Raw genomic sequence first — 25,222 nt, 5'->3', positions numbered from 1 at the left:
TCAGGGCGCGGACGGCGTCAGCAATTTCGCGCCCTCTTCGAGCGGGAACACGCCGTTATCCGGCAAGGCATCCGGATTGCCGGCCATCTTCAGCTGCTGCTGCGCCCATGGCATGTTCATGTTGCGCGGGCCGGGAATGTAGGTTTCCCAATCCCCCGGCTTCGGCTTTTCCTGGCGCACCAGGAACTGCACCGGCAGGCGCACCAGCCAGCTGTCCTTGCCGGACGCGGCGGCATCGGCGGGCAGCGTGAACCTCCACGTCCGCGCCGCACTGATCGACGCATCGGCAAGCAGCTTGCGCATCCATGCCATCTGCTTTTCCGTGCCCACCGAGTACAGGTTGACCTGTTCGGCATCGACATTCCGCACCTTGCCGTCCGCGCCCACCTGCGCGACCAGATAGACCGTGCCTTCGCCTCCCGCGATCGCGACTTCCTTGGGATATCGGGGCGGATTTTCGGGGATCAGCTTCGGCCCCTGTTTCGGCGTGTTGTCGCCGAAGTGCGTGCTGGCGATGCGGACGCTGTATTTGCCGTCTTCGGCTCGCCGTGCGACCAGCCGCAGGGACATCGCCACCTTGGCGCGCACCGCCGAACCGTTCACCTCGACCGGCTGGAAGCGCCACTGCCCGATGGCCTGGTCGACGAAGGCCGCCAGCGCCGGCGACAGCGGCGCGCCTGGATCAAGCTGATGCTCCTGCACCGCACCATCGGTGCCGATGACCAGCGAGCCGCTCAAGCGCAGGCTGGATTCGGCCTGCCTGCGCACGGCACGCGCGTTTTGCGCCGACAGCGGCAGGGCCACCAGCAACGCGAGCGAAAACAGGAAGAAGCGCAGCATCACATTCCCCAATGGAAACCTGCGGAAAAGTATAGAACTGCGCCTGCTCCGCCGCTCCCGGCTCACTCCAGCGTCTGGCTTCCGCTCCACCGTTCGCCCGGCGCCAGTACCGCCGCCTGCAGCACCTGCCCCGCCTCCACGCAGGCGAAGCGCCGCCAGTCGTCGGGCGCGAGATCGGCGATGCGGGCGCACAGGTGCTCGCCAGGATTCCAGACCACGGCGTCGCCGAAGCCGTCCTGCTCGATGGCGAGGCTGCGATCGCCGTCGATCAACGCCAGCGGGGCCACCACGTCGTTGTAGATGCGGTCCGTCTCCCCCTCGAACGTGACTTCGTAGTCGTGCTGGCGGTGCAGGGTGCCGCCGTTGGCGCTGTCCTCGTAGTCGCAGCCCTGCAAGCCTTCGATGGCGGCCTGGGCGATGTCATCCACGCGCAGGTAGGTGTGCAGGGCGGCGGTGAAGGCCAGCGGCGCAGCGCCGGTGTTTTCGATCTCCAGCGCCACCGTCAGCCGGGTCGCGGTCAGGCCGATGCGCAGGCGGGCGCGGAAGGAATGCGGCCAGCCGGCGTCGCGACCGTCGCCGGCCAGCGCGAACACGGCTTCGTCGCCCTCCGCGCCTTCGAACCGCCATTCGCGGCTGCGGGCGAAGCCGTGCTTTTGCAGCGGGCCGCGTTCGCCGAACTGCGGGAAGATCACCGGAATGCCGCCGCGGATGGCGGCGCGGCCATCGAACACCGCGCGTTCGGAGAGGAACAGGCGCTCGCGGCCGTCGGCCGGCGTCCACGACAGCACCTGCGCGCCGTGCAGGGCGACCAGCGCAGTGGCGCCCTCGGCCTGGATGCGGATGCAGGACGTGTCGCGGAAGGTGATTGGTTCGATTTGCATGGTGGGAGTGTCGCACGCGATATGCACATCGGCGGCGGGCAGGTCCCGCAGCGAAATCAAGGAGGAGACAGCGGCCCGGCCGCTGTCGGGGGACATTCGCTGCGGGGCCTGCCCGCCGCCGATGCACGCGACAGTTCCGCCGCCGGTGCGATAATCGCCGCATGAGCGAATCGACAGGCAAGGCCGGCACCACCCACTTCGGCTACCGCGACGTGCCGGTGGCGGAGAAGCAGAAGCTGGTCGGCGAGGTGTTCTCCTCGGTGGCCGGCAAGTACGACCTGATGAACGACGCGATGAGCCTGGGCATTCATCGCCTGTGGAAGCGCTTCTTCGTCGCCACCTCGCAGGTACGCAAGGGCGACCGCGTGCTGGATCTGGCCGGCGGCACCGGCGACATCGCCGCGCTGCTGAAGGAGCGCGTGGGCGAGACCGGCGAACTGGTCTTGGGCGACATCAACGGCGACATGCTGCGCGTCGGCCGCGACCGCATGACCGATCGCGGCAACGTGCGCGGCTTCGAGTACGTGCAGTGCAACGCCGAGGCCCTGCCCTTCCCCGACGCCAGCTTCGATCTGGTGACGATGGCGTTCGGCTTGCGCAACGTCACCGACAAGGACGCGGCGCTGCGCGAGATCGCGCGCGTGCTGAAACCCGGCGGGCAGGCGCGGGTGCTGGAGTTTTCGGAAGTGCAGGCGGAGTGGTTCAAGCCGATTTACGACTTCCATTCGTTCAAGGTGCTGCCGAAGCTGGGCAGCCTGTTCGCCGGCGATGCAGACAGCTACCAGTACCTCGCCGAGTCGATCCGCAAGCATCCGCCGCAGGCCGAATTGAAGGCGATGATGGAAGCGGCGGGCCTTGCGCGTTGCAGTTTCCGCAACATGAGCGCCGGCATCGTCGCCATCCACACCGGCTACAAGGTCTGACGCCATGGCCGACGCACCGCTCCGCAGTTTCCGCGACAGCCCCTGGCGCTATTCGCAGTTCGTGATCCTCGGCCTGATCGCGGCGGGACTGGCGAAGTGGCTGAGCCCGCTGGGCTGGCCGGCGTCGCTGGGCATCGGCGCGGTGGTCGGCATCGGCTACCTGCTGCTGGAAAAGAAGCGCGGCGTGATCTGATGAGCGCTTCCGGCCCGCCCGACGTCCGCCTGGAACCGAGCTGGAAAGCGCGCGTCGGCGACTGGTTCGCGCGCGAGGACATGCGCCAGCTGTCCGCCTTCCTGCGCCAGCGCAAGGCGGCGGGGGCGACGATCTATCCGCCGGGTCCGCAGATCTTCGCCGCCTTCGACGCCACGCCGTTCGACGCGGTGAAGGTGGTCATCCTCGGCCAGGACCCGTACCACGGGCCGGGGCAGGCGCACGGGCTGTGCTTCTCGGTGCTGCCGGGCGTGCCGGTGCCGCCGTCGTTGGACAACATCTACAAGGAGCTGGCGCAGGACGCCGGCTTCGTGCGCCCGGACCACGGCTGTCTGCTGCCGTGGGCGCGGCGCGGCGTGCTGCTGCTCAACAGCGTGCTGACGGTGGAGGCCGGCCAGCCCGGTTCGCATCAGGGCAAGGGCTGGGAAGGCTTTACCGATCACGTGGTCGATGTGCTGAACCGCGAGCGCGAGCACCTGGTGTTCCTGCTCTGGGGCAGCTACGCGCAGAAGAAGGGCGCAGTGATCGACCCGCGCCGGCATCGCGTGCTGAAGGCGCCGCATCCGTCGCCGCTGTCCGCGCACCGCGGCTTCCTCGGTTGCCGGCATTTCTCCACCACCAACGAATATCTGACCCGCACCGGGCAGGCGCCGGTCGACTGGTCGCTGCCGCCACGCGCGGAGCTCAAGCTGGACTGAGCCTGCCGCGCAGGTGTTCGCCCAGGTGGCGCTTGGCCGCGTCCACCGCCGCTTCCAGCGCGTCGCCGCGGGCCAGGCCGGCGGCGATGGCGGCGGACAGCCTGCAACCGGTGCCGTGGGTATCGGCGCCGACGACCCACGGCGCGGAAAAACGGCGCGCGCCCTGCGGCTGCACCAGCAGGTCGACCGCCTCCGGCAGCGGCGCGTGGCCTCCCTTCATCAGCACCGCGCGGGCGCCCAGCGCCAGCAGGGCGCGGCCCTGTTCGAGCATCTGCGCTTCGTTCGCCGCGCGCGGGACATCCAGCAGCGCGACGGCCTCGTCGAGGTTGGGGGTGAGGCAGTCGGCCAGCGGCAGCAGCCTGGCGCGCAGCGCCGCGACGGCGTCCTCGCGCAGCAGGCACGCGCCGCTGCTGGCGACCATCACCGAATCGATCACCAGCCAGCGCGGGCGACGCCGCACCAGCGCGTCCGCCACCGCGTCCACGATCCCGGCTTCGGCCAGCATGCCCAGCTTGGCCGCACGCACCTCGCCGTCGTCGAACACCGCATCGATCTGCGCGCGCACCAGCGCCGGCGGCACTGTCTGCACCGCGCGCACGCCCGCGCGGTTCTGCGCAGTGACGGCGGTGATCGCGGTGGCGCCGTGCACGCCGAACGCCGCGAACGCGGACAGGTCGGCCTGGATGCCGGCGCCGCCCGACGAGTCCGATCCGGCGATGCTGAGCGCGACCGGCCTCATGCGCGCGGCCGCGTCGCCCGCAGCCAGGCCGCGGCGCGCGCCTCCGGATCCGGATGCAGCACGATGTCGCCGACCATCGCCAGCGCGTCCGCGCCGGCATCGAAACAGCCCGCCGCACGCTCCAGGGTGAGGCCGCCGATCGCGACCAGCGGCAGCGCGCCGATCCGCCGCTTCCATTCGCGCAATCGCGCCAGCCCCTGCGGCGCCCACGGCATCGCCTTCAGCGCGGTCGGATACACCGGGCCGAGCGCGATGTAGTCCGGAGCCAGCGCCAGCGCGCGCTCCAGTTCCTCATGGCTGTGCGTACTGATGCCCAGCCGCAGCGCATGCCGGCACAGCGCGGGCAGGTCGGCCCCGTCCAGATCCTCCTGTCCCAGGTGCACGAAATCGGCGCCGGCATCGAGGGCGATCCGCCAGTGATCGTTCACCACCAGCTGCGCGCCGTGGCGGCGGGCGCAGGCGAGCGCGTCATCCACTTCGCGGCGGATCGCCTCCGGCGGCTGCGCCTTGATGCGCAGTTGCACCAGTTTCACGCCCAGCGGCAGCAGCCGCCGCACCCAGGCGGCGCTGTCCACTACCGGATAGAACGGGTCGAGCCGGATCATGGCCGCCACGCCTGGCCCACGACCGGCGTGGACGGTTCGGCGAAATCGCGCGGCGGCATCGGCCCGGCCGCGTGCGCGGCATGGCCGGCGCGCACCGCGTCGGCGAAGGCCGCGGCCATGCGCGCCGGATCGGCGGCCAGCGCGACCGCGGTGTTGGCGAGCACCGCATCGAAGCCCAGCTCCATCGCCGCCGCCGCGTGCGACGGCAGGCCGAGGCCGGCGTCGACCACCATCGGCACGCTGGGAAAGCGCGCGCGCAGCGCACGCAGCGCGAAGGGATCGACCAGCCCGCGTCCGCTGCCGATCGGCGCGCCCCACGGCATCAGCACGCGGCAGCCGGCATCGAGCAGGCGTTCGGCCACGCCGAGGTCGGCGGTGGTGTAAGGGAACACCCGGAAGCCGTCCTCGCCGAGGATGCGCGCGGCCTCGACCAGCCCGAACACCTCCGGCTGCAGCAATTCGCCCTCGCCGATCACTTCCAGCTTGATCCACGTTGTTCCGAACACTTCGCGCGCCATGTGCGCGGTGGCGACGGCCTCCTTCACCGTGTGGCAGCCGGCGGTGTTGGGCAGCACCCGCACGCCGAGGCCGCCGACCAGCGCCCAGAAGTCCTGCCCGGCGCGCTGCGCCGCGCTTTCCCGGCGCAGCGACACGGTGACCAGATCGCAGCCCGCGCCGCGCACGACCTCGGCGAGGACGGCCGGCGAGGGATAGCGGGATGTCCCCAGCCACAGCCGCGAAGCCAGTTCGACATCGTAGACGCGCATCTCAACCTCCCTGCATCGGCGCGAGAATTTCCAGCGCGTCGCCCTCGCGCAGCGGCCAGGCCGCACGCGCGGAGGCCGGCACGAACGCGCCGTTCACCGCGGTGGCGACGTGCGCGCCGAGGTAGCCGAGTTCCTCCAGCGCGGCGGCCAATGTGCCGGCGGCAACGTCGCGCGATTCGCCGTTGACCCGCAGCCGCATCAGCCTGCTCCCAGCAGCGTGGCGGCGGCGCGCCGCGCCATCGCCGGCGCGAGCAGGAAGCCGTGCCGGTACAGGCCGTTGAGATGCCAGCGGCCGTCGCGCCGCAGCAACTGCGGCAGGTTGTCCGGAAACGCGGGCCGCAGCCCGGCGCCGAGTTCGACGATGCCGGCTTCGGCGAAGGCCGGGTGCAGCGCGTAGGCGGCGTTCAGCAGCTCCATCGCCGAGCGCGCGCTGACCGGGCCGGCGGCGTCGCTTTCCAGCACGCTGCCGCCGAGCATGAACAGCCCGTCGCCGCGCGGCACCACATAGGCCATGCCGCGCGGATGCAGCAGCCGGACCGGCCGCGAGAACGCCAGCTCGGCGCTGCGCAGCAGCAGCATTTCGCCGCGCACGCCGCGCAGCTCGGGCAGCAGCTCGCGCGCGGCGTGGCCGCGGCAGTCCAGCACGATGCGGCCGTCCGCGGGCAGCGCACTGCCGTCGCGGCCATGGCGGATCGGCACGCCCAGGTCGCCCAGCCGCGCCGCCAGCGCGGCCAGCGCCGCGCGCGGATCGAGGTGGGCCTCGTCGGGAAAGAACAGCCCGTGGCGGAAGCGGCCGGCCAGGTCGGGTTCGAGCTCGGCCACGCCGTCGGCGTCCAGCCGGCACCAGCGCTCGCTGCGGCGGGCGAAGGCGTCGAGTTCGGCCACGTCGCGCGCGGCGGCCACCACCAGGGTGCCGTTGCGGCGCGTGCCCGGGAACCGCGCCGGCCACCAGTCCAGCGCCTGCCGGCCGAGTTCGGCGACCGCCGGATCGGCGCCGACGCATTCGCACCACGGCGCCAGCATGCCGCCGGCGAAGCGGCTGGCGCCCGCGCCTCCGGGCCGCACGGCGCGCTCCAGCACCTCCACCTCGGCGCCGGCCAGCGCCAGTTCCAGCGCCGCCACCAGCCCGGTCACGCCGGCGCCGACCACGGTGACGCGCGCGCTCACGATCGCGCCTCCACGTACAGCTCGCCGCCGCTTTCGGCGAACTCCGCCGCCTTCGCCCGCATGCCGGCGTCCGCCTCCGCGCGCAGCTCCTGGCTGAGCTTCATCGAACAGAACTTAGGCCCGCACATCGAGCAGAAGTGCGCGCTCTTGTGCGCCTCCTTCGGCAGGGTGGCGTCGTGGTAGGCCCGGGCGGTGTCGGGGTCGAGCGAGAGGTTGAACTGGTCTTCCCAGCGGAACGCGAAGCGCGCCCGCGACAGCGCGTCGTCGTGCGCCTGCGCGGCCGGATGGCCCTTGGCGAGGTCGGCGGCGTGGGCGGCGATCTTGTAGCTGACGACGCCGGTCTTGACGTCGTCGCGGTCCGGCAGGCCCAGGTGCTCCTTCGGCGTCACGTAGCAGAGCATCGCGGTGCCGAACCAGCCGATCATCGCCGCGCCGATCGCCGAGGTGAGGTGGTCGTGGCCGGGCGCGGCGTCGGTGGTGAGCGGCCCCAGCGTGTAGAACGGCGCCTCCGCGCAGGCGGCGAGCTGGCGGTCCATGTTCTCGCGGATCTTGTGCATCGGCACGTGGCCGGGGCCTTCCACCATCACCTGGCAGCCATGGCCCCACGCGACCTTCGTCAGCTCGCCGAGGGTGTCGAGTTCGGCGAACTGGGCGGCGTCGTTGGCGTCGGCCAGACTGCCGGGGCGCAGGCCGTCGCCCAGCGAGAAGGCGACATCGAACCGGCGCAGGATCGCGCAGATGTCGTCGAAGCGTTCGTACAGGAAGTTCTCGCGGTGGTGCGCCAGGCACCAGCGCGCCATGATCGAGCCGCCGCGCGAGACGATCCCGGTGACGCGGCGCACGGTCAGCGGCACATGGGCCAGGCGCACGCCGGCATGGATGGTGAAGTAGTCCACGCCCTGCTCGGCCTGCTCGATCAGGGTGTCCTCGAACACCGCCCAGTCGAGCCGCGCCGGGTCGCCGCCCACCTTCTCCAGCGCCTGGTACAGCGGCACCGTGCCGATCGGCACCGGCGCGTTGCGCAGGATCCACGAGCGCAGGTTGTGGATGTTGCGGCCGGTGGACAGGTCCATCACCGTGTCCGCGCCCCAGCGGATCGCCCACACCAGCTTCTCCACCTCCTCGGCCACGCCGGAGGACAGCGCCGAGTTGCCGATGTTGGCGTTCACCTTCACCAGGAAATTGCGGCCGATGACCATCGGCTCCAGCTCCGGGTGGTTGATGTTGGCCGGGAGGATGGCGCGGCCGGCGGCGAGCTCCGCGCGCACGAACTCCGGCGTCACCAGCGCCGGCAGTGCGGCGCCGAACGATTCGCCCGCCGCCAGCCGCTGCAGCTCCTCGGCGCTGGCGGCGGTGCGCGCCAGGTTCTCGCGGTGGGCGGCGAAGACCATTTCCTCGGTGACGATGCCGGCGCGGGCGAACTCCAGCTGGGTGACCGGCTGCCCCGGCCGGCCGCGGCGCAGGCGCCGCCGCGCCGGGCAGGGCGCGACCAGCCGCTCGCCGCTGGCGTGGCCGTTGTCCTCCGGGCGCACCGCGCGGCCCTCGATGTCCTCGAACCCGCGCGCGGCCAGCCAGGCCTCGCGCGGCGCGGGCAGGCCGGCGGCGAGGTCGATGGCGGCGGCGTCCTCGGTGTAGGGCCCGGAGGTGTCGTAAAGGCGCAGCCGCGGCGAGTGCGGATCGTCCAGCGCGACCTCGCGGAACGGCACGCACAGGTCGGGATGGCCGGGCGGCGACAGATAGACCTTGCGCGAGCCGCGGATCGGCCCGGTGGTGACGGGGCCCGGACGGGCGTCGGGATGCTGCTGCATGGATCTCCTCCTCGTGCGAAACGCGGGAGATCCGGGCGGGACGATGCAACGGCGCGCGCCGCCGCATGGGCGCCGCGCGTTTTCTTCCGTTCCTACGCCGGTATGACCCGGATCAGGTTCAAGGGTCAGCTCGACGCTTTCTCAGCCCCGTACGGGGCTCCCCTCGGAATGTGCGGGAGGATCGGCGCGGTCGCCGGCGCTGTCAAGCCGGGCCGGGCTTGTCCCCGCCCGGAACGTCCCCACATCGCCTTGACGGGGTGCATGGCCCAATGGAAGTTGAACGGGCCAGCGTTCCACGGATGCAACGCTCAGAACTTCCGGCCCGGTTAGCAGTCATAGATGGCGACTGCTAGAATCGACCGCATGAGGGAACCCGCCATGACATCCACCGCGCTCGTCGCCAACAATCTGCCGATCCCCAGCGCCATGGGCTCGCTGGAGGCCTACATCAGCGGCGTCCACCAGATCCCGGTGCTGTCCGTCGAGGACGAGCAGCAGCTGGCCCGCCGCTTGCGCGAAGACAACGACATCGCCGCCGCGCAGGAACTGATCCTGTCGCACCTGCGCTTCGTCGTGCACGTGGCGCGCGGCTACAGCGGCTACGGCCTGCAGCTGGGCGACCTGATCCAAGAAGGCAACATCGGCCTGATGAAGGCGGTGAAGCGCTTCGACCCGGCCGTGGGCGTGCGCCTGGTCAGCTTCGCGGTGCACTGGATCCGCGCCGAGATGCACGAGTTCATCATCAAGAACTGGCGCATCGTGAAGGTCGCGACCACCAAGGCGCAGCGCAAGCTGTTCTTCAACCTGCGCAAGAGCAAGACCCGCCTGGGCTGGCTCAACGCCGAGGAAGTCAGCGCGGTGGCGAAGGACCTGAACGTGTCCGAGCGCGAGGTGCTGGAGATGGAGTCGCGCCTGTCCGGCCGCGACATCGGCTTCGACGCGCCCGACGACGCCGACGACGACCACGCCCCGCCCGCACCGGCGCACTATCTGGTCGCCAACGAGCAGGACCCGGCCGCCGCCTACGAATCCGCCGACAGCGAGGCCGACCAGCTGGAAGTCCTGCGCGAAGGCATGGCGAAGCTGGATGCGCGCTCGCGCGACATCATCAGGCGCCGCTGGCTGGACGCCGACAGCAAGGTGACCTTGCAGGAACTGGCCGACGAGTACGGCGTCTCCGCCGAGCGCATCCGCCAGATCGAGGCCAACGCGCTGAAGAAGATGAAGGCGCTGTTCGCGGCGTAAGCGCCGCTTCGCCATCGATGCAACACCGAACGGCCCGGAGCGATCCGGGCCGTTCGCGTTCTAGCTGCTAGGCTGCCGTCTTCCGGGGAGGACAGCCGATGAAGAACAGCCTGCGGATCGCCCTGCTGATCGATGCCGACAACGCCTCGGTGTCCACCCTCGACTACGTGCTGGGCGAGATCGCCGACCTCGGCATGGCCAACGTGCGCCGCGCCTACGGCGACTGGGGCAGCCCGCACCTCCGCGGCTGGCGCGAGGCGCTGCTATCCAACGCCATCCAGCCGGTGCAGCAGATCGCCTACACCAGCAAGGGCAACGCCTCCGACATGGCGATGGTGATCGAGGCGATGGACCTGCTGCACGGCGGCGACTTCGACGCCTTCGCGCTGATGTCCAGCGATTCGGATTTCACCCCGCTGGTGATGCGCCTGCGCAGCGCCAACATGCAGGTCTACGGCTTCGGCAAATCGCAGGCGCCGACGGCGTTCAAGCGGGCGTGCTCGGTGTTCTTCTACGTCGATGCGCAGGAAGACAGCGCGCCCGCTCCGGAACAGAGGGCGGAACCTACCGCCCCGGCGGCGGCTCCGGCGGCAACGCCACAGCCCGCGCCCGCCGGCACGGCGACGATCCGGCTGGTCCAGCCCAGCAAGAAGACGAAGAACGAACTGCGCGGCGATACCGGGCTGGTCAACCTGCTACGCAACGCAACCGAGGCGAGCAAGCGGGAAGACGGCTGGTCGCACCTGGGAACGGTCGGCCAATACCTCGTCAACCGCAGCTCCTTCACCCCGAAGAACTACGGCTACAGCACGCTGAAGCCGCTGATCGTCGCGACCGAGCTGTTCGAATTGCACGAGGACGGCAACCACCTCCGCGCCAGGCCGGTCGGCAACACCGCCAAGAAAGCCGCGAAGAAGACGGCGAAGACCGCCGCGCCCGCGGCCACGAAGAAGAAATAGCGCGCAAGAAACGGGGTTCGCGAATCCGGCCCGCCTGCGACGCTGGCGCTCCCACTGCAGGAGCGCCGCCATGAACTACATCGTTTCCGGATTGCCGCCCGAGCCCTTCGCGCCGCTGTTCGGGCTGGACGACGCCGCGTTGCGTTCCCGCGGCATCCAGCGCATCCACGCCGACAGCGAATCGGGGTTCCCCTGCCGCATCACCCTGCAAGACGCCGCGCCGGGCCAGACCTTGCTGCTGTTGAACTGGCGGCACCTCGACGCCGACTCCCCCTACCGCGCCGACGGCCCGATCTTCGTCGGCGAATGGGCGCGCACCGCCGCGCGGGTGCGCAACGCTATCCCCCGGCAACAGCTCGGCCGCCTGCTCTCGGTACGCGCCTACGATGGCGGCGGCTGGATGCGCGACGCGGACGTGGTCGAGGGCACCGGCCTCGAAGCCCTGATCGCCAGGTTCTTCGCCGATCCGCAGGTCGCCTTCCTGCAGGCGCACTACGCGCGCCGCGGCTGCTATGCCTGCCGCATCGATCGCGCCTAGACGGGCACGACTACTCCCGCGGCCGCGCCACCGGCAACCGCCAGCCGTGGCGCAGCGCCATCCAGCGCAGGCCGAAGCAGGCCAGCGCGCCGGCGACCATCGCCGGATGCTGCGGCAGGTGCAGGGCCGAGGCCAGCGCGACCACGCCGCCGCCGGCCAGCGCGGCCACCGCGTACAGCTCGGCCTGCAGCACGACGGGCGTGCGCGCCACCAGCACGTCGCGTGCGATGCCGCCGCCGATGCCCGTCACCATCCCCAGCAGCATCGCCGCGAACGGCGACAGCCCGAACGCCAGCGCTTTGCCGGTGCCGAGCACCGCGAACAGGGCGAGGCCAGCGGCGTCGAACAGCTGCACCGGATTGCGCAGGCGCTCGATCAGGCCGTGCCAGCGGAACGTGACCAGCCCGGCCGCCATCGCCGTGACCAGGTAGCGCCAGTCGGCCAGCGAGGCCGGCGGATGCGCGCCGATCAGCACGTCGCGGACGATGCCGCCGGACACCGCCGCCGCGCAGGACAGCACCAGCACGCCGAACAGGTCCAGCCGCTGGCGCACCGCCAGGGTGCCGCCACTGAGCGCGAACACGAAGGTGCCGATCAGATCGAAGGCGAGCAGCAGCGTGGTCATGGCTCCGTCCTACTCCGAGGCCGACGGCTCGCGGCCGTCGTCGCCGAGGATGATCCGCGCCGCGCGCTGGTAGCTCCAGTACGCCCACCACCAGTTGAGCAGCACGACCAGCCGGTTGCGGAAGCCGATCAGGAAGAACACGTGCATCACCAGCCAGAACCACCACGCCAGCAGGCCGGAGAAGCGCAGCCGGCCGAGGTCGACCACCGCAGCCATGCGGCCAATGGTGGCGAGATTGCCGTAGTCCTTGTAAGCAAACGGCGGCGGCGACGCACCGCCCAACAGACGCGCGCGAATGACCTGCGCGACATAGCGCCCCATCTGCTTGGCCGCCGGCGCGACGCCGGGCACGGGCCGGCCGTTGGCCTGCATCAGCGAGGCGAGGTCGCCAGCGACGAAGATGTCCGGATGCCCCGGCACGCCGAGGTCGGGCCGCACCTGCACGCGGCCGGCGCGATCCAGCGGCACGCCGAGCATCGCGCCCAGCGGCGAGGCCGCCACGCCCGCCGCCCACACCACCGTCTTCGCCGGCACGAAGGCATCGCCCAGCACGTAGCCGTCTGAGGTGATGTCCTTCACCGGCGTGCCCAGCGAGACTTCCACGCCGAGTTTTTCCAGCTGCCGTTTCGCCTGCGCCGACAGGTCTTCCGGAAACGCCGCCAGCACGCGCGGCCCAGCTTCGACCAGGCGCACCCGCGCGCTGGCCGGGTCGATGCGGCGGAACTCGTCCTTCAGCGTATGGCGCGCGATCTCCGCCAGCGTGCCGGCCAGCTCCACGCCGGTGGGGCCGCCGCCGACGATGGCGAAGCTCAGCCACGCGGCGCGCTCGGCCGGATCGGTCGCCGCTTCGGCGCGCTCGAACGCGAGCAGCAGCTTGCGGCGCAGGTCCAGCGCGTCGTCCAGCGTCTTCAGGCCCGGCGCGTGCCGCGCCCACTGGTCGTTGCCGAAGTAGGCGTGGGTCGCACCGCTGGCCAGCAGCAGGTAGTCGAACTCGAGCGTATCGCCGTCGTCCAGGGCGATGCGCTTCGCGCCGGCATCGATGCCGATCACTGTCGCCATCCGCACTTCGACGTTCTTCTGCTTCCGCAAAATATGCCGAAGCGGCGCGGCGATGTCGGGCGCGGACAGGCCGGCGGTGGCGACCTGGTAGAGCAGCGGCTGGAACAGGTGGTGGTTGCCGCGATCGACCAGCACGATCTCCACCGGCGCCGACGCCAGCGCGCGCGCCGCCCACAGGCCGGCGAAACCGCCGCCGACGATCGCCACGCGCGGACGGACGGCCGTCATCGCCGCGTCCTCAGCCCAGCTTCGCCGCCAGCAGCGCTTCCAGCTTGCGCTGGTCGGCGGCGAACTTGCGGATGCCGTCGGCGAGCTTCTCGGTCGCCATCGCGTCCTCGTTGTGCTGCCAGCGGAACGCGGCTTCGTCCAGCGCGGCCGGCGGCGCGGCGCGCTGCCCGTCGTCGGCCAGGGCGCGCTCCACGGCGGCGTCGGATTGCGCGAGTTCGCCCAGCAGCTCGGGCGAGATCGTCAGCCGGTCGCAGCCGGCCAGCGCCAGCACCTCGCCGGTGTTGCGGAAGCTCGCGCCCATCACCACCGTGCCGTAGCCGTGGCGCTTGTAGTGCTGCCAGATGCGCGTCACCGACTGCACGCCGGGATCGTCCTGCGGCGCGGCCGGCTTGGCCATGCCGTTGGCGAGATGCCAGTCGAGGATGCGGCCCACGAACGGCGAGATCAGGAACACGCCCGCTTCGGCGCAGGCCACCGCCTGCGCGAACGAGAACAGCAGGGTCAGGTTGCAGTGGATGCCTTCGCGCTCCAGGCGTTCGGCGGCGCGGATGCCTTCCCAGGTCGAAGCGATCTTGATCAGCAGGCGGTCGGTACCGATGCCGGCATCGGCATACAGCTGCACCAGGCGCCTGGCCTTGGCGACGGTGGCCTCGGTGTCGAAGCTCAGCCGCGCATCGACTTCGGTGGAGACGCGGCCGGGGATCAGCTTGAGGATCTCGCCGCCGATGGCGACGGCGAGGCGGTCGCAGGCGTCGCCCACCTTGTCGTCGCCGCTGGCCGCCGCCACCGCCGCGTCGATGTGTGAAGCGTAGGCCGGCAGCGCTGCCGCCTTCAGCAGCAGCGAGGGATTGGTGGTGGCGTCCATCGGCCGGAAGCGGGCGATGGCCTCGATGTCGCCGGTGTCGGCGACCACGGCGGACAAGGTGCGGAGCTGTTCGAGCTGGTTGGTCACGGGTGCGTGCAGTGTGGGGAATGCGGCGATTGTCGCGCATTTGCGCCGTATCGATCCGCGCGGTGGTCGGCGAAAAAAAACGGCAGCCGCCTGGGGGATGTGGCTGCCGGGAGAATGGCTGCGTGTCGCCACACAGCCCTGGAGGAGAGAGCTCAGAACTTCCAGGTCGCGCCCAAGTAGAGGATGCGGCCGGTGTAGCCGTTGGAATAGAAGCGGTCCTTGGTGTCGTTGCCCAGGTGCGAGCGCGATTCTTCCTGCGTCAGGTTCAGCACCGAGGCGGTCAGGCTCAGCGCCGGGGTGAAGCTGTACGCCACGTTGAGGTCGACCTGGCTGTACGGTTCCTCGTACACGTTCAGGCCGTTGACCAGGCCGTCCACCACTTCGCCGCGGCGGTTGTAGGACGCGCGCGCCAGGAACTTGTCGGTTTCGTAGAACACGGTGAAGTTGGTCTGGTTCTTGGCGCTGCCGACCAGCGGCGACTTGCCGATCTCGGTGCCGTCCTCAAGCGTGATGGCAGCCTCGTTGGTGTCGTTGTAGGTGTAGTTGAACTGGAAGCCGAGGCCGAAGGACAGCGTGTGCTGCGCGTAAAGCTCGACGCCCTGCGACACCGCGTCGCGGCCGCCGGCGCTGGTCGAGTAGTTCTGCACCGTCACGGTCTGGCCGCCGACGTCCATCTGCACGTCGTTGATGACCGGCACCGCGAAGTTACTGACGTTCTTGCGGAACACGCCCATGCCGAGCACCGAGCCCGGATGGAAGTACCACTCCAGCCCCACGTCGAACTGGTCGGCGCTATACGGCTCCAGGTTCTTGTTGCTGCCCGAGCCATACCAACCCACCTCGTTCGCACCGCCGGTCAGGCGGCGGTCGTTGACGTATTCCTGGCTGTAGTACTGCAGGCTGCCGGGATAGGCGATGTCGCCATAGCTCGGGCGCGAGATCACCTTGGACGCCGCCGCGCGCAGCAGCAGGTTGTCGGTCAGGTCGTAGGCGATGTTGAAGCTGGGCAGCACGTCGTCGTAGATGCGGTCGATGCCGCTGACCGCGAACGATTCGCTGCGCTGCTGGCTGTCCGACAGCTTCCAGTACCCCTCGCTGCCGCAGTTGGTGCCGGCGGGCGCACCCGTCGGTGTCGCATCGCCCTGCTGGCAGGCCAGCGGATTGCCGTTGGCATCGTCGAAGAAATAGTCGTTGTAGGACGTCACCTTGTCGGTCGAATCGGCATGCTGCCTGGTGCGCACGAAACGCACGCCGACGTTGCCGCGCAGGCGCTCGGTCTTGAAGTTGGCCTGCAGATAGGTGGAGAAGATCTTCTCGTCGACGTTGTAGACGAAGTTGTCCTCCTCGTGGGTCTGCATGTCGCCGTAGGTGCTGTTGAGGTAGGCGATGTAGGCCGGGAAATCGATGGCCGGATACGCGCTGGCGTTGATGCCGCCGGCAAGATTGGACATCGCGTACAGGAAATCCGGCGAGAATTGGGTGGCAACGCTGTTGCAGCCGCCGTTCCAGTAGCGGTTTTCGTAGTTGCCGGGATCGGTACCCGGGCACGCCCAATAGCTGTTGCCGGTGCTGCGGTGGATGCCGCCATCGCGGTACTTCGCGCCGAACTGCAACGAGTCGAGGAAATCGTCGTTGCCGTTGTGCCACGTGAAATCGGCCTGCGCGTACTTCTGCTCGGTGTCGTTGCGCGTCCACGACGAACCGGTCGAACCCAGATCGACTTGCAGGATGCCGGCTTTCAGGTTCTCCATCAGTTCCGGCGAGAACGTCATCGTCGGCGTGCCCGTCAGGCTCCACGCGCTGAGGTAGTTGCCCAGGCTCCAGCTGCCGTCCTCGTTCTGCCGGCGCGGCTTGAGCGGCACCGAGAACTGCAGCGAGGGACCGCCCTTGGCCCAGGTGCGGCCGGCCTTGAAGCGGGCGTCGATCGACTCGCCCAGCCATTCGGCCTCGAAGTCCATGGTTTGCGACAGCGCCTTTTCGAGGTTGTAGCTGCCGGTGATCTGCGGCGTCGGGATGGTGCAATCGTCCGAGCCCCAGCCGCCCGACGGCATGCCGGCGTCGGCGGCCTCGTCCTCGCTGCAGTAGTACGCCTTGCCGGCGTGCTTGCTGTACTGCGCGCCGGTGACTACCGTGCCGCTGGGATCGAAGGTCAGGCCGTCCAGCAGGCGGCCGCCGGCCCAGTTGCCGTCGCCGGCATAGCGGGCGATGTTCCACTCCGGGATCTTCAGCGTGTTGGTCTGCGAATTCTGCGAAAGCTCGAAGCGGAAGTAGTTCGCGGTCAGCGTCAGCCGGTCGGTCGGCTTGAACTGCAGGGTCACCTGCCCGCCCTTGCGCTCGCGCTGTTCTTCCTTGACGCTGAGGTTGACCGAGGTCGGCATCATGAAGTTGCAGTACTGGCCGCACTGCGTGGGCCAGCCGTCTTCGTAGGCGCCGGTGTAGGGATGGTTCTGGTCGTTGAAGCCGGACCAGCCCCACCAGTAGGAATTGAAGTCCGACGGCTTGCCGTTGACGTCGGTGGCCGGATGCGCGTTGTAGTCGTCGCCGTACCACGTCCAGCTCTCGGTGCTGGCGCCCATGGTGCGGGTGGTGCGCTTCTGCTGGGTGTAGCCGACGAACACGCCGAAGCGGTCGTCCCGGTCGTGCCAGGCGTACGAGCCGGAGAACTGGCCGTCGGTCGTCTTGGTGGTGTCGGCCCAGGTGCCTTCGACGGACACGAAGCCGGTGTTGGCCTCCATCTCCAGCGGGCGGCGCGTGTGCAGGATCACGGTGCCGCCGACGCCGCCCTCGTCGATGCGCGCTTCCGGCGTCTTGAACAGCTCGGCGCTGGACAGCATGTTCGACGGCAGCAGCGTGTAGTTGAACGAGCGCGACGGATCGCCGTTGGATTCCGCGGTGGCGATGTAGTTGCCGTTCAACTCGGTCAGGGTCAGCTCCGAGGACAGGCCGCGCACGCTGACGTTCTTGCCCTCGCCGCCGCTGCGGCTGACGATCACGCCCGGCACGCGCTGCAGCGCATCGGCCACGTTCTTGTCGGGGAACTTGCCCACGTCCTCGGCGGTGATGATTTCCACCACCGCGTTCGCTTCGCGCTTCTGGTCGAGGCTCTTTTCGATGGAGTAGCGGTAGCCGGTGACGGTGACCTTGTCGAGGTCGGTGGCGGTCTTGGCCCCGGCCTGGTCGGCCTGCTGGGCGAAGGCGACCGCGGGGGTCGCCACGACGGCGGTCAGGGCGAGCGCGAGCGCGGCGGACAGCGGATTCCGGGTGTGCAGGCGTGGCATCGGTTTCATGGCGAATCCCCTCGGATGAAAGATGGCGGCGGAAAATTTAGATCGATTCAAATCGTGGTTGCAGAACAGGGCGCGGCGTAGCAACGGGATCGTCTCCACACGGGACGGGCCTGCCGGACCGCGCCACCCCCTTGGCCCGGTCCGCAGCCGCATCGATTTGGATCGATCCAATCTGCGCGAAAAATTATTAGCACAGCGCAACGCGCCCTGCATGCTGCCGTGCAGCACGTCACGGATTGGTTCGCTTCGCGGATCGGAAACAGCAAGCGCTGCTCGGCCAAACAGCGCCGCCGGCCTGCTCCATTCGGATGAAAGCCGGCTTGGGATCGGTTTGTGCACCGCAAGATGCCGTTGCCGGGTTTTGTGCTTTACTTGGATCGATCTAAAAATTTGCCGTATCCATCCGCAGCCGCTTCTCTCCCGTGCCAGGAGCCTCCGCATGCCCGTCCTCCCGACCCGCCTTGCGCATCCCGTCGTCGCCGGCCTGGCCTGCACGCTGCTGCTGGGACTGGCCTCCACGCCGGCCGCCGCGCAGCGCGCGCCCGAGCGCGAGGTCAACAGCTTCATCGGCACTCAGGACGAGGGCAACACCTTCCCCGGCGCGTCCGCGCCGTTCGGCATGATCCAGGTGAGCCCGATCGCCGAGCACTACGCCGGCTACCGCTACGGCGATCCGAAGATCCGCGGCTTCGGCCATTCCTTCGTCTCCGGCGCGGGCTGCTGGGAACAGGGCGGGCAGGTGGCGGTGCTGCCGGTGACCGGCAGCATCGGGCCGGGCGGCGCGTTCGACACCAGCGACGCGAAGGCCGCGTCGTTCGACTACAAGCGCTACGCCTCCGCTTACACCCACGACGGCGAAACCGGGCAGGCCGGCTATTACCGCGTGCGGCTCACCGACTACGGCGGCATCGATGCCGAAACCACCGCGCTGACCCGCGCCGCCGCCGAGCGCTACACCTTCGCGGCGGATGCGAAGACCGGCCACGTGCTGGTCAACGTCGGGCAGGCCAACGAGAAGCATGAAGTCGTCGGCAGCGTCATCGAGGTTGTCGGCGACCGCACGGTCGAAGGCAAGCTGGTCACCAAGAGCTTCTGCGGCGGCAAGCAGTACACGACGTGGTTCCGCATCGAATTCGACCGCCCGTTCCAGACTTTCGGCACGTGGGACAAGGACGGCGGCGTGCCCGGCGGACGCCACAGCGTCGGCACGCAGTGGGAAGTCGCCAACGGCGCGTGGCTGAGCTTCGACCTCACCGGTGCGCGCAGCGTGACCGCGACCAGCGCGATTTCGCACGTCGATGCCGAGGGCGCGCGCCGCAACCTCGACGCCGAAGGCAAGCGCGACGGCAGGCTGCTGGCGTTCGACGCGATGCGCGCGCAGGCGCAGGCCGCGTGGCGAAAGGAGCTGCAACGCGTGCGCATCGACGGCGCATCGCCCGACGACCGCACAGTGTTCTACACCGCGCTCTATCACGCGCTGCTGCACCCGATGACCGGCAGCGACGCCGACGGCCGCTATCGCGGCTACGACGAGGCCATCCACCGCGCCGACGGCTGGACGTACTACGAGTATTTCTCGCTGTGGGACACCTACCGCGCGCAGAACCAGTGGCTGGCGCTGACCCAGCCGGCGGTGGCGCGCGACATCGCCCGCACGATGCTGGCGATCCACGACCAGATGGGCTGGCTGCCGCGCTGGGGCTACGCCAATTTCGACACCAACATCATGACCGGCGACCCGGTGACGCCGTGGCTGGTCGACCTGTGGCGCTTCGGCGCGCTGGATGGGCGCGAGCGCGAGGCGTGGAGCGCGCTGTGGCAGAACGCCAGCGGCCGGCCGCCGGCGATGAATCGCGCGCAGGGCCGCGCCGGCAACGACACCTACCTCGCCGACGGCTTCGTGCCCTACGACCGCGCGTATCCGTCGAAGGGCATGGACGTGGACCAGCACCACGGCGGTTCGGCGACGCTGGAATACGCGCTGGCCGACTGCGCACTGGCGCAGATGGCGAGCGCGCTGGGCGAAACCGACGCGGCGGCGACGCTGCGCGAACGCGGCCGCAACTGGCGGCGCGTGTGGGACGCCGACACGGCGGACAAGGAACTCGGCTTTCGCGGCTTCCCACGCCCGCGCGTGGAAGGCGGCGGCTTCTACGTTCCCGCGCACGGCGCCTACGACCCGCGCTCCAACCACGGCTTCCACGAAGGCACGGCGTGGCAGTACCAGTGGCTGACCCAGCAGGACGTGCCGGGGATGGTCGCGGCGATGGGCGGGCTGGCGCGGACGCGCGACCGGCTGGACGCGTTCTTCGGCTACGACGCGCTGGCGAAGGACGTCGCCGGCGGCGCGCGCAAGCTGTGGGTGGTGGGCCCGTACAGCTACTACAACCAGTACCGCTACAACCCGAACAACGAGCCCGACCTGCACGCGCCGTGGATGTACACCCTGCTCGGCCAGCCGTGGAAAACCGCGACCGTGCTGCGCGCGGCGCAGGCGCTGTTCACCAACGCGCCCAACGGCGTCACCGGCAACGACGACCTCGGCACGATGTCGGCGTGGTACCTGTTCAGCGCGCTGGGCCTGTATCCCGCCGTGCCGGGCAGCGGCCAGGTGCTGCTGCACGCGCCGCGCTATGCGCATGCCGATATCGACCTCGGCGACGGCCGCCGCCTGCGCATCGACGCGCCCGGCGCCGATCCGCGCGGCGTGCGCTACGTCGACGGCGTGCGCGTCGACGGCCAGCCGCAGCGCAACGTCTGGCTGGACGTGGCGCGCCTGCGCCAGGGCGGCGAGTTGCGCTTCCAGCTGGGCCGGCAGGTGCATGAAAACGGCTGGGGCACCTCCCCCGATGCCCTGCCCGCCTCCGCCTGCGCCGCGCCGGGCGCGATGCTGGAATGACCCGTCGGGCAATCCTTTAGGCTGCGACGTTTCCGCCAACACCCGAGCGACGATGAGCAACGATTCCACCACCACCGGCAAGACAACGCGCAAGCCCGGCAAGCGCGCGGTCACCGTGACCGACATCGCCCGCGCGGCCGGCGTCTCGCGCGCCACCGTGTCGCTGGTGCTGCGCGGCAGCCCGCTGGTGGGCGCCAACACCCGCGCCCGGGTCGAGGCCGAACTGCGCAGGCAGCGCTACGTCTACAACCGCACCGCCGCCAACCTGCGCCGGCGCACTTCGTCCAGCATCGCGCTGGTCATCAACGACCTGTCCAATCCGTTCTTCGCCGAATTCGCCTCGGGCGTCGACGGGGCACTGGGCGGCAAGGGCTACGTCACCTTGCTCGGCAGCACCGGCGAATCGCCGGAGCGCCAGCAGGCGGTGCTGGCGACGCTGATGGAACACACCCCCAGCGGCTTCATCCTCTCGCCAGCCGAGGGCAGCGATGCGGCGCAGTTGAAGCAAGTGCTGGGCGCGCACGCCAATGTGCTGCTGTTCAATCGCGAACTGCCGGGCGCGGACGACTGGGACTTCCTCGCGCTGGACAACCAGCAGGGCGCCTACCAGGCCACCCGCCACCTGATCGAGCGCGGCCACCGCGACATCGCCTTCTTCGGCGGCCACGACCAATCGAGCTCCTGCCACCAGCGCCGCGCCGGCTACCGGCAGGCGCTGGACGAAGCCGGCATCGCGCCGCGCGCGCAGTGGTTGGTGGAATCCGCGCCGAACCGGGTGGACGCGGCGGCGCGCGCCGGCGACCTGTTCGCCGGCGCCGGTCACCCCAGCGCGGCGGTCTGCTACAACGATTCGGTGGCGCTGGGCCTGATGCTGGGCCTGGCCGCGCGCGGCATCCATCCGGGCCGCGACTTCGCCGTCACCGGCTTCGACGACATCTCCGAAGCCGCGCTCGCCACGCCCTCACTGACCACGCTCGCCGTCGATCCGCGCGAACGCGGCCGGCAGGCGGCGCTGCTGCTGCTGCAACGCCTCGACGCCCCCGACGCGCCCGCCTTGCGTACGGTCGCCCCGGTGCGATTGTGCGTGCGCGACAGCAGCGCCGCGCATGCCGACTGACCCTTCCATCCACCGCCACCAAGGCCCGCCGATGTCCGCACCTCCGCTCCAGCCCGCGCCGCTCGCATCCGACAACCCGCCGGCGGCCACCCAACGCGTGGCGCTGGCGGTGGTCACCAGCATCTTCTTCATGTGGGGCTTCCTGACCTGCCTCAACGACATCCTGATCCCGCACCTGAAGGCGATCTTCGAGCTCAACTACGCCCGCGCGATGCTGGTGCAGTTCACCTTCTTCGGCGCGTACTTCCTGATGTCGCTGCCGGCCGGCCGGCTGGTGGCGCACCTGGGCTACAAGCTGGGCATCGTCGCCGGGCTGGTGATCGCCGGCATCGGTGCGCTCGGCTTCTGGCCGGCGGCGGCGATGCGAGAATACCCCGCCTTCCTCGCCGCGCTGTTCGTGCTCGCCACCGGCATCACCGTGTTGCAGGTCGCGGCCAATCCCTACGTCGCGCTGCTGGGACCGACCCGCACCGCCTCCAGCCGGCTGACCCTGGCGCAGGCGCTGAATTCGCTGGGCACCGCCATCGCCCCGATCTTCGGCGGCATGCTGATCCTCGGCGGCACGATCAGAAGCGGCGACGAACTGGCGGCGCTGCCGCTGGCTGAACAGGCCGCCTATCGCGCGGCCGAAGCGCAATCGGTGCAGGGGCCATATCTCGGCCTGGCGGTCGCGCTGTTCCTGCTGGCGCTGTTCGTGTTCCTGTTCCGCCTGCCGCTGCTGCGCGAAAGCACCGAGCAAGCCGATCCCGCCCGCCACGGCTACGGCGAGGCGCTGCGCCACCGCCACCTGCGCTACGGCGTGCTGGCGATCTTCTTCTATGTCGGCGCGGAAGTCGCCATCGGCAGCTTCCTGGTCAACTACCTGTCGATGCCGGACATCGGCGGCATCAGCGAACAGGACGCCACCCGCTACGTCTCGGCCTACTGGACGATGGCGATGGTCGGCCGCTTCGCCGGCTCGGCGCTGCTGGCGCGCTTCTCGCCGCGCCTGCTGCTCGCCCTGTTCGCCGCGGTCAACATGGCCCTGCTGGCGGCCACCATGGCCAGCGGCGGACAGCTCGCGACGTACTCGGTGGTGGCGATCGGACTGTTCAACTCGATCATGTTCCCGACCATCTTCGCGCTCGGCATCGAACGCCTCGGCCCGCTGACCAACAAGGGCTCCAGCCTGCTGATCATGGCCATCGTCGGCGGCGCCGCGGTGCCGTTCCTGCAAGGGCTGCTGGCCGACGCGATCGGCCTGCACCGCAGCTTCGTGCTGCCGCTGCTGTGCTACGGCTACATCATCTTCTACGGCTTGTCGGGTTCGCGCCTGCCTGCCGCCATCCAACAGGGCGAATGATTCCACGATGGGCAAGATCGTCTGCTTCGGCGAAATCCTGATCGACATGCTGGCGCAGCCGCCGGCCACGGCGGACGCGCCGCGCGCGTTCCTGCAGTACGCGGGCGGCGCGCCGGCCAACGTCGCGGTGGCGGCGGCGCGGCTGGGCGCACGCAGCCATTTCGCCGGCATGGTCGGGCGCGACATGTTCGGCGACTTCCTCGTCGAAAGCCTCGCCGAGGCCGGCGTCGCCACCGACCTGATCGTGCGCACCGACGCCGCCAAGACCGCGCTGGCCTTCGTCGCGCTGGACGCGCACGGCGAGCGCAGCTTCAGCTTCTACCGCCCGCCCGCCGCCGACCTGCTGTTCCGCGACGAACACTTCCGGCCGGGCTGCTTCGACGGCACCGGCTGCTTCCACGTCTGCTCCAACAGCCTGACCGAAGCCGGCATCGCGGACGCCACCTTCGCCGGCATGGAGCGCGCGCGCGATGCCGGCGCGCTGGTCAGCCTCGACCTCAACCTGCGCCCCGCACTGTGGCATGCCGCCGTCGATCCGATACCGCGGCTGTGGCAGGCGCTGGAGCGCGCCGAGCTGGTGAAACTCTCGCGCGAGGAGCTGGACTATCTGGCACAGCCGCTCGGCCATGAAGGCGAAGCGCAAGTGCTGCACCGGCTGCTGGCCGCGCGCGCGCGCTGGGTGATCGTCACCGACGGCGCCGCGCCGCTGCGCTGGTGGACGCGCGACGTGCAGGGCATCGCTCCCAGCTTCCGCGTGCCCTGCTTGGACACCACCGCCGCCGGCGACGCCTTCGTCGGCGGCGTGCTGCACGCGCTGGCCGAACGCGGCGCCAGCGGCGCGGGTTTCGCGGCGTTCTGCCGCGACCGCGACGCCATCGCCGAAGTGCTGCGCTTCGGCGCGGCGGTCGGCGCGCTGGCGGTCACCCGCAAGGGCGCGTTCGCCGCCATGCCCACGCTCGACGAAGTGCACCAGCTGCTGGAACAACAGGACGCCATCGCATGAACCTGCCCGCCACGCCCATGCCCGATTTCCGCTCGCCCGCTGTCCTGCGCGCGCACATCGCCGACACCCTGGCCTTCTACCACCCGCGCTGCATCGATCCCGCCGGCGGCTTCTTCCACTACTTCAAGGACGACGGCACGGTCTACGACGCCGGCCATCGCCACCTCGTCAGCAGCACGCGCTTCGTCTTCAACTACGCGATGGCGTACCGCGCGTTCGGCAATCCCGAGTATCTGGATGCGGTGAAGCACGGCCTGCACTACCTGCGCGACGTGCACCGCAATCCCGCCACCGGCGGCTATGCGTGGACGCTGCGCGACGGCCGGGTCGAGGACGACATGAACCACTGCTACGGCGTGGCCTTCGTGCTGCTGGCCTATTCCTGCGGCCTGAAGGTCGGCATCGAGGACGCGCGCGGCTGGATGGACGAGACTTGGCAGCTGCTGGAGCGCCACTTCTGGGAACCGCAGCACGGCCTGTACCGCGACGAGGCCGACGCGCAGTGGAACTTCACCGGCTATCGCGGCCAGAACGCCAACATGCACATGTGCGAGGCGATGCTGGCGGCGTTCGAGGCCAGCGGCGAGCAACGCTACCTGCAACGCGCGCTGCAACTGGCCGACAACATGACCCGCCGGCAGGCGGCCAAGGCCGGCGGACTGGTGTGGGAGCACTACGACCGCGACTGGAACATCGACTGGAACTACAACCTCGACAACCCCAAGCACCTGTTCCGCCCTTGGGGCTTCCAGCCCGGCCACCAGACCGAATGGGCCAAGCTGCTGCTGATCCTCGACCGCCACGTCGATGCCGACTGGCTGGTGCCGACCGCGCGGCAGCTGTTCGACACGGCGGTCGCGCGCTCGTGGGACGAGGCGCGCGGCGGGCTGTACTACGGCTTCGCGCCGGAAGTGCGCCGCCAGCCCGGCATGGACGGCGCACCCATCGGCGGCGACAGCTTCGTCTGCGACGACGACAAGTATTTCTGGGTGCAGGCCGAATCGCTGGCCGTCGCCGCGCTGCTCGCGCACCGCACCGGCGATGCCGCGTACTGGCAGCAGTACGACAGGCTGTGGGCGTATGTGTGGCGACACATGGTCGATCACCAGTACGGCGCGTGGTTCCGCATCCTCGACGCCGACAACCGCAAGTACGACGACGAGAAGAGTCCGGCCGGCAAGACCGATTACCACACGATGGGCGCCTGCTACGAAGTGTTGAACGTGGTGGGCTGAGCTTTGCTTCTCCCCTTGCGCGCAGCGCAGGGGGAGGTCGGGAGGGAGTCGCTTTTCGCGCGAACAGCAACCCCTCCCCAACCCTCCCCTTCGC

23 protein-coding genes and 1 riboswitch are annotated in these 25,222 nt (G+C 69.9%); of the genes, 11 read left to right on the top strand and 12 right to left on the bottom strand.

The annotated features are described in order from the left end of the window. Both H9L17_RS09255 and H9L17_RS09250 read right to left on the bottom strand, forming a co-directional pair. Positions 1 to 840 carry an energy transducer TonB gene (locus H9L17_RS09255; protein WP_187569185.1) on the bottom strand — a complete coding sequence of 280 codons (840 nt, stop codon included), beginning with the start codon at positions 838 to 840 and terminating at the stop codon, positions 1 to 3. Positions 841 to 902: 62 nt separating this feature from the next. After that, positions 903 to 1,721 (bottom strand): D-hexose-6-phosphate mutarotase, encoded by an 819-nt coding sequence (locus H9L17_RS09250; protein WP_187569184.1) that lies wholly within the window; start codon positions 1,719 to 1,721, stop codon positions 903 to 905. Between the two features lie 161 nt (positions 1,722 to 1,882). Between H9L17_RS09250 and ubiE the strand changes: the two genes are divergently transcribed. The 3 genes from ubiE to ung are packed head-to-tail and all read left to right on the top strand — an operon-like array spanning position 1,883 to position 3,553. Continuing rightward, positions 1,883 to 2,644 (top strand): bifunctional demethylmenaquinone methyltransferase/2-methoxy-6-polyprenyl-1,4-benzoquinol methylase UbiE, encoded by a 762-nt coding sequence (gene ubiE / locus H9L17_RS09245; protein ID WP_187569183.1) that lies wholly within the window; start codon positions 1,883 to 1,885, stop codon positions 2,642 to 2,644. Positions 2,645 to 2,648: 4 nt separating this feature from the next. Further along, positions 2,649 to 2,837 carry a hypothetical protein gene (locus tag H9L17_RS09240; RefSeq protein ID WP_187569182.1) on the top strand — a complete coding sequence of 63 codons (189 nt, stop codon included), beginning with the start codon at positions 2,649 to 2,651 and terminating at the stop codon, positions 2,835 to 2,837. Beyond that, positions 2,837 to 3,553 (top strand): uracil-DNA glycosylase, encoded by a 717-nt coding sequence (ung, locus tag H9L17_RS09235; protein WP_187569181.1) that lies wholly within the window; start codon positions 2,837 to 2,839, stop codon positions 3,551 to 3,553. The genes H9L17_RS09240 and ung overlap by 1 nt, the downstream gene beginning before the upstream one ends. Here ung and thiD read toward each other — a convergent pair. From thiD to thiC, 6 genes are read right to left on the bottom strand one after another with little or no spacing between them, the layout of a single operon-like run. Then, entirely contained in the window at positions 3,540 to 4,292 is a 753-nt protein-coding gene (gene thiD / locus H9L17_RS09230) for a bifunctional hydroxymethylpyrimidine kinase/phosphomethylpyrimidine kinase (RefSeq protein ID WP_187569180.1), read from the bottom strand. The genes ung and thiD overlap by 14 nt on opposite strands. Continuing rightward, the gene (locus tag H9L17_RS09225) at positions 4,289 to 4,897 is read right to left on the bottom strand and encodes a thiamine phosphate synthase (protein WP_223158040.1); all 609 of its coding nucleotides are present in this window, start codon (positions 4,895 to 4,897) and stop codon (positions 4,289 to 4,291) included. The genes thiD and H9L17_RS09225 overlap by 4 nt, the downstream gene beginning before the upstream one ends. Beyond that, entirely contained in the window at positions 4,894 to 5,664 is a 771-nt protein-coding gene (locus H9L17_RS09220) for a thiazole synthase (protein ID WP_187569179.1), read from the bottom strand. Before H9L17_RS09220 ends, H9L17_RS09225 begins: the two co-directional genes overlap by 4 nt. A gap of 1 nt (position 5,665) precedes the next feature. Next, a complete protein-coding gene (gene thiS / locus H9L17_RS09215; RefSeq protein ID WP_187569178.1) occupies positions 5,666 to 5,863 on the bottom strand; it encodes a sulfur carrier protein ThiS in 198 nt (65 codons plus the stop codon). After that, positions 5,863 to 6,831: an FAD-dependent oxidoreductase gene (locus H9L17_RS09210; RefSeq protein WP_187569177.1), complete on the bottom strand. Its 969-nt coding sequence runs from the start codon at positions 6,829 to 6,831 to the stop codon at positions 5,863 to 5,865. The genes thiS and H9L17_RS09210 overlap by 1 nt, the downstream gene beginning before the upstream one ends. After that, a complete protein-coding gene (thiC, locus tag H9L17_RS09205) occupies positions 6,828 to 8,639 on the bottom strand; it encodes a phosphomethylpyrimidine synthase ThiC (RefSeq protein ID WP_187569176.1) in 1,812 nt (603 codons plus the stop codon). Before thiC ends, H9L17_RS09210 begins: the two co-directional genes overlap by 4 nt. Before the next feature lie 72 nt (positions 8,640 to 8,711). Further along, a riboswitch (TPP riboswitch) is annotated at positions 8,712 to 8,813 on the bottom strand. 204 nt (positions 8,814 to 9,017) lie between these two features. Here thiC and rpoH point away from each other — a divergent pair. The 3 genes from rpoH (at position 9,018) to H9L17_RS09190 (ending at position 11,381) form a co-directional block, all read left to right on the top strand. After that, on the top strand, positions 9,018 to 9,884 hold the full coding sequence (gene rpoH / locus H9L17_RS09200; RefSeq protein WP_187569175.1) for an RNA polymerase sigma factor RpoH: 867 nt from the start codon (positions 9,018 to 9,020) through the stop codon (positions 9,882 to 9,884). 98 nt (positions 9,885 to 9,982) lie between these two features. Beyond that, entirely contained in the window at positions 9,983 to 10,843 is an 861-nt protein-coding gene (locus H9L17_RS09195; RefSeq protein WP_187569174.1) for an NYN domain-containing protein, read from the top strand. A gap of 70 nt (positions 10,844 to 10,913) precedes the next feature. After that, positions 10,914 to 11,381: a DUF1203 domain-containing protein gene (locus H9L17_RS09190; protein WP_187569173.1), complete on the top strand. Its 468-nt coding sequence runs from the start codon at positions 10,914 to 10,916 to the stop codon at positions 11,379 to 11,381. A gap of 10 nt (positions 11,382 to 11,391) precedes the next feature. On the opposite strand, the gene H9L17_RS09185 is transcribed toward H9L17_RS09190, so the two are convergent. The 4 genes from H9L17_RS09185 to H9L17_RS09170 form a co-directional block, all read right to left on the bottom strand. Further along, positions 11,392 to 12,006, bottom strand: coding sequence for a trimeric intracellular cation channel family protein (locus H9L17_RS09185; protein WP_187569172.1), 615 nt, complete (start codon positions 12,004 to 12,006; stop codon positions 11,392 to 11,394). A gap of 9 nt (positions 12,007 to 12,015) precedes the next feature. Continuing rightward, positions 12,016 to 13,293: an NAD(P)/FAD-dependent oxidoreductase gene (locus H9L17_RS09180; protein ID WP_187569171.1), complete on the bottom strand. Its 1,278-nt coding sequence runs from the start codon at positions 13,291 to 13,293 to the stop codon at positions 12,016 to 12,018. Positions 13,294 to 13,303: 10 nt separating this feature from the next. Further along, positions 13,304 to 14,245, bottom strand: a complete 942-nt coding sequence (tal, locus tag H9L17_RS09175) for a transaldolase (RefSeq protein WP_187569170.1) — start codon at positions 14,243 to 14,245, stop codon at positions 13,304 to 13,306. Positions 14,246 to 14,397: 152 nt separating this feature from the next. Beyond that, positions 14,398 to 17,532 carry a TonB-dependent receptor gene (locus tag H9L17_RS09170; protein WP_187569169.1) on the bottom strand — a complete coding sequence of 1,045 codons (3,135 nt, stop codon included), beginning with the start codon at positions 17,530 to 17,532 and terminating at the stop codon, positions 14,398 to 14,400. A 439-nt stretch (positions 17,533 to 17,971) separates the two neighbouring features. Here H9L17_RS09170 and H9L17_RS09165 point away from each other — a divergent pair, with 439 nt between their 5' ends. The 5 genes from H9L17_RS09165 to H9L17_RS09145 are packed head-to-tail and all read left to right on the top strand — an operon-like array spanning position 17,972 to position 25,128. Beyond that, on the top strand, positions 17,972 to 20,431 hold the full coding sequence (locus H9L17_RS09165; protein WP_187569168.1) for a GH92 family glycosyl hydrolase: 2,460 nt from the start codon (positions 17,972 to 17,974) through the stop codon (positions 20,429 to 20,431). 52 nt (positions 20,432 to 20,483) lie between these two features. After that, positions 20,484 to 21,548: a LacI family DNA-binding transcriptional regulator gene (locus H9L17_RS09160; RefSeq protein WP_187569167.1), complete on the top strand. Its 1,065-nt coding sequence runs from the start codon at positions 20,484 to 20,486 to the stop codon at positions 21,546 to 21,548. Positions 21,549 to 21,579: 31 nt separating this feature from the next. Next, positions 21,580 to 22,890: an L-fucose:H+ symporter permease gene (gene fucP / locus H9L17_RS09155; RefSeq protein WP_187569166.1), complete on the top strand. Its 1,311-nt coding sequence runs from the start codon at positions 21,580 to 21,582 to the stop codon at positions 22,888 to 22,890. A 7-nt stretch (positions 22,891 to 22,897) separates the two neighbouring features. Then, complete coding sequence (locus tag H9L17_RS09150; protein ID WP_187569165.1) at positions 22,898 to 23,893, top strand: carbohydrate kinase family protein; 996 nt, start codon at positions 22,898 to 22,900, stop codon at positions 23,891 to 23,893. Beyond that, entirely contained in the window at positions 23,890 to 25,128 is a 1,239-nt protein-coding gene (locus H9L17_RS09145) for an AGE family epimerase/isomerase (RefSeq protein ID WP_187569164.1), read from the top strand. Before H9L17_RS09150 ends, H9L17_RS09145 begins: the two co-directional genes overlap by 4 nt. The last annotated feature ends 94 nt before the right edge of the window (positions 25,129 to 25,222 follow it).

This window comes from Thermomonas brevis (assembly GCF_014395425.1).
GTDB lineage: Bacteria > Pseudomonadota > Gammaproteobacteria > Xanthomonadales > Xanthomonadaceae > Thermomonas > Thermomonas brevis.
The sequence above is the reverse complement of the archived record's forward strand: the minus strand, read 5'-3'. Positions and strand labels throughout refer to the sequence as shown.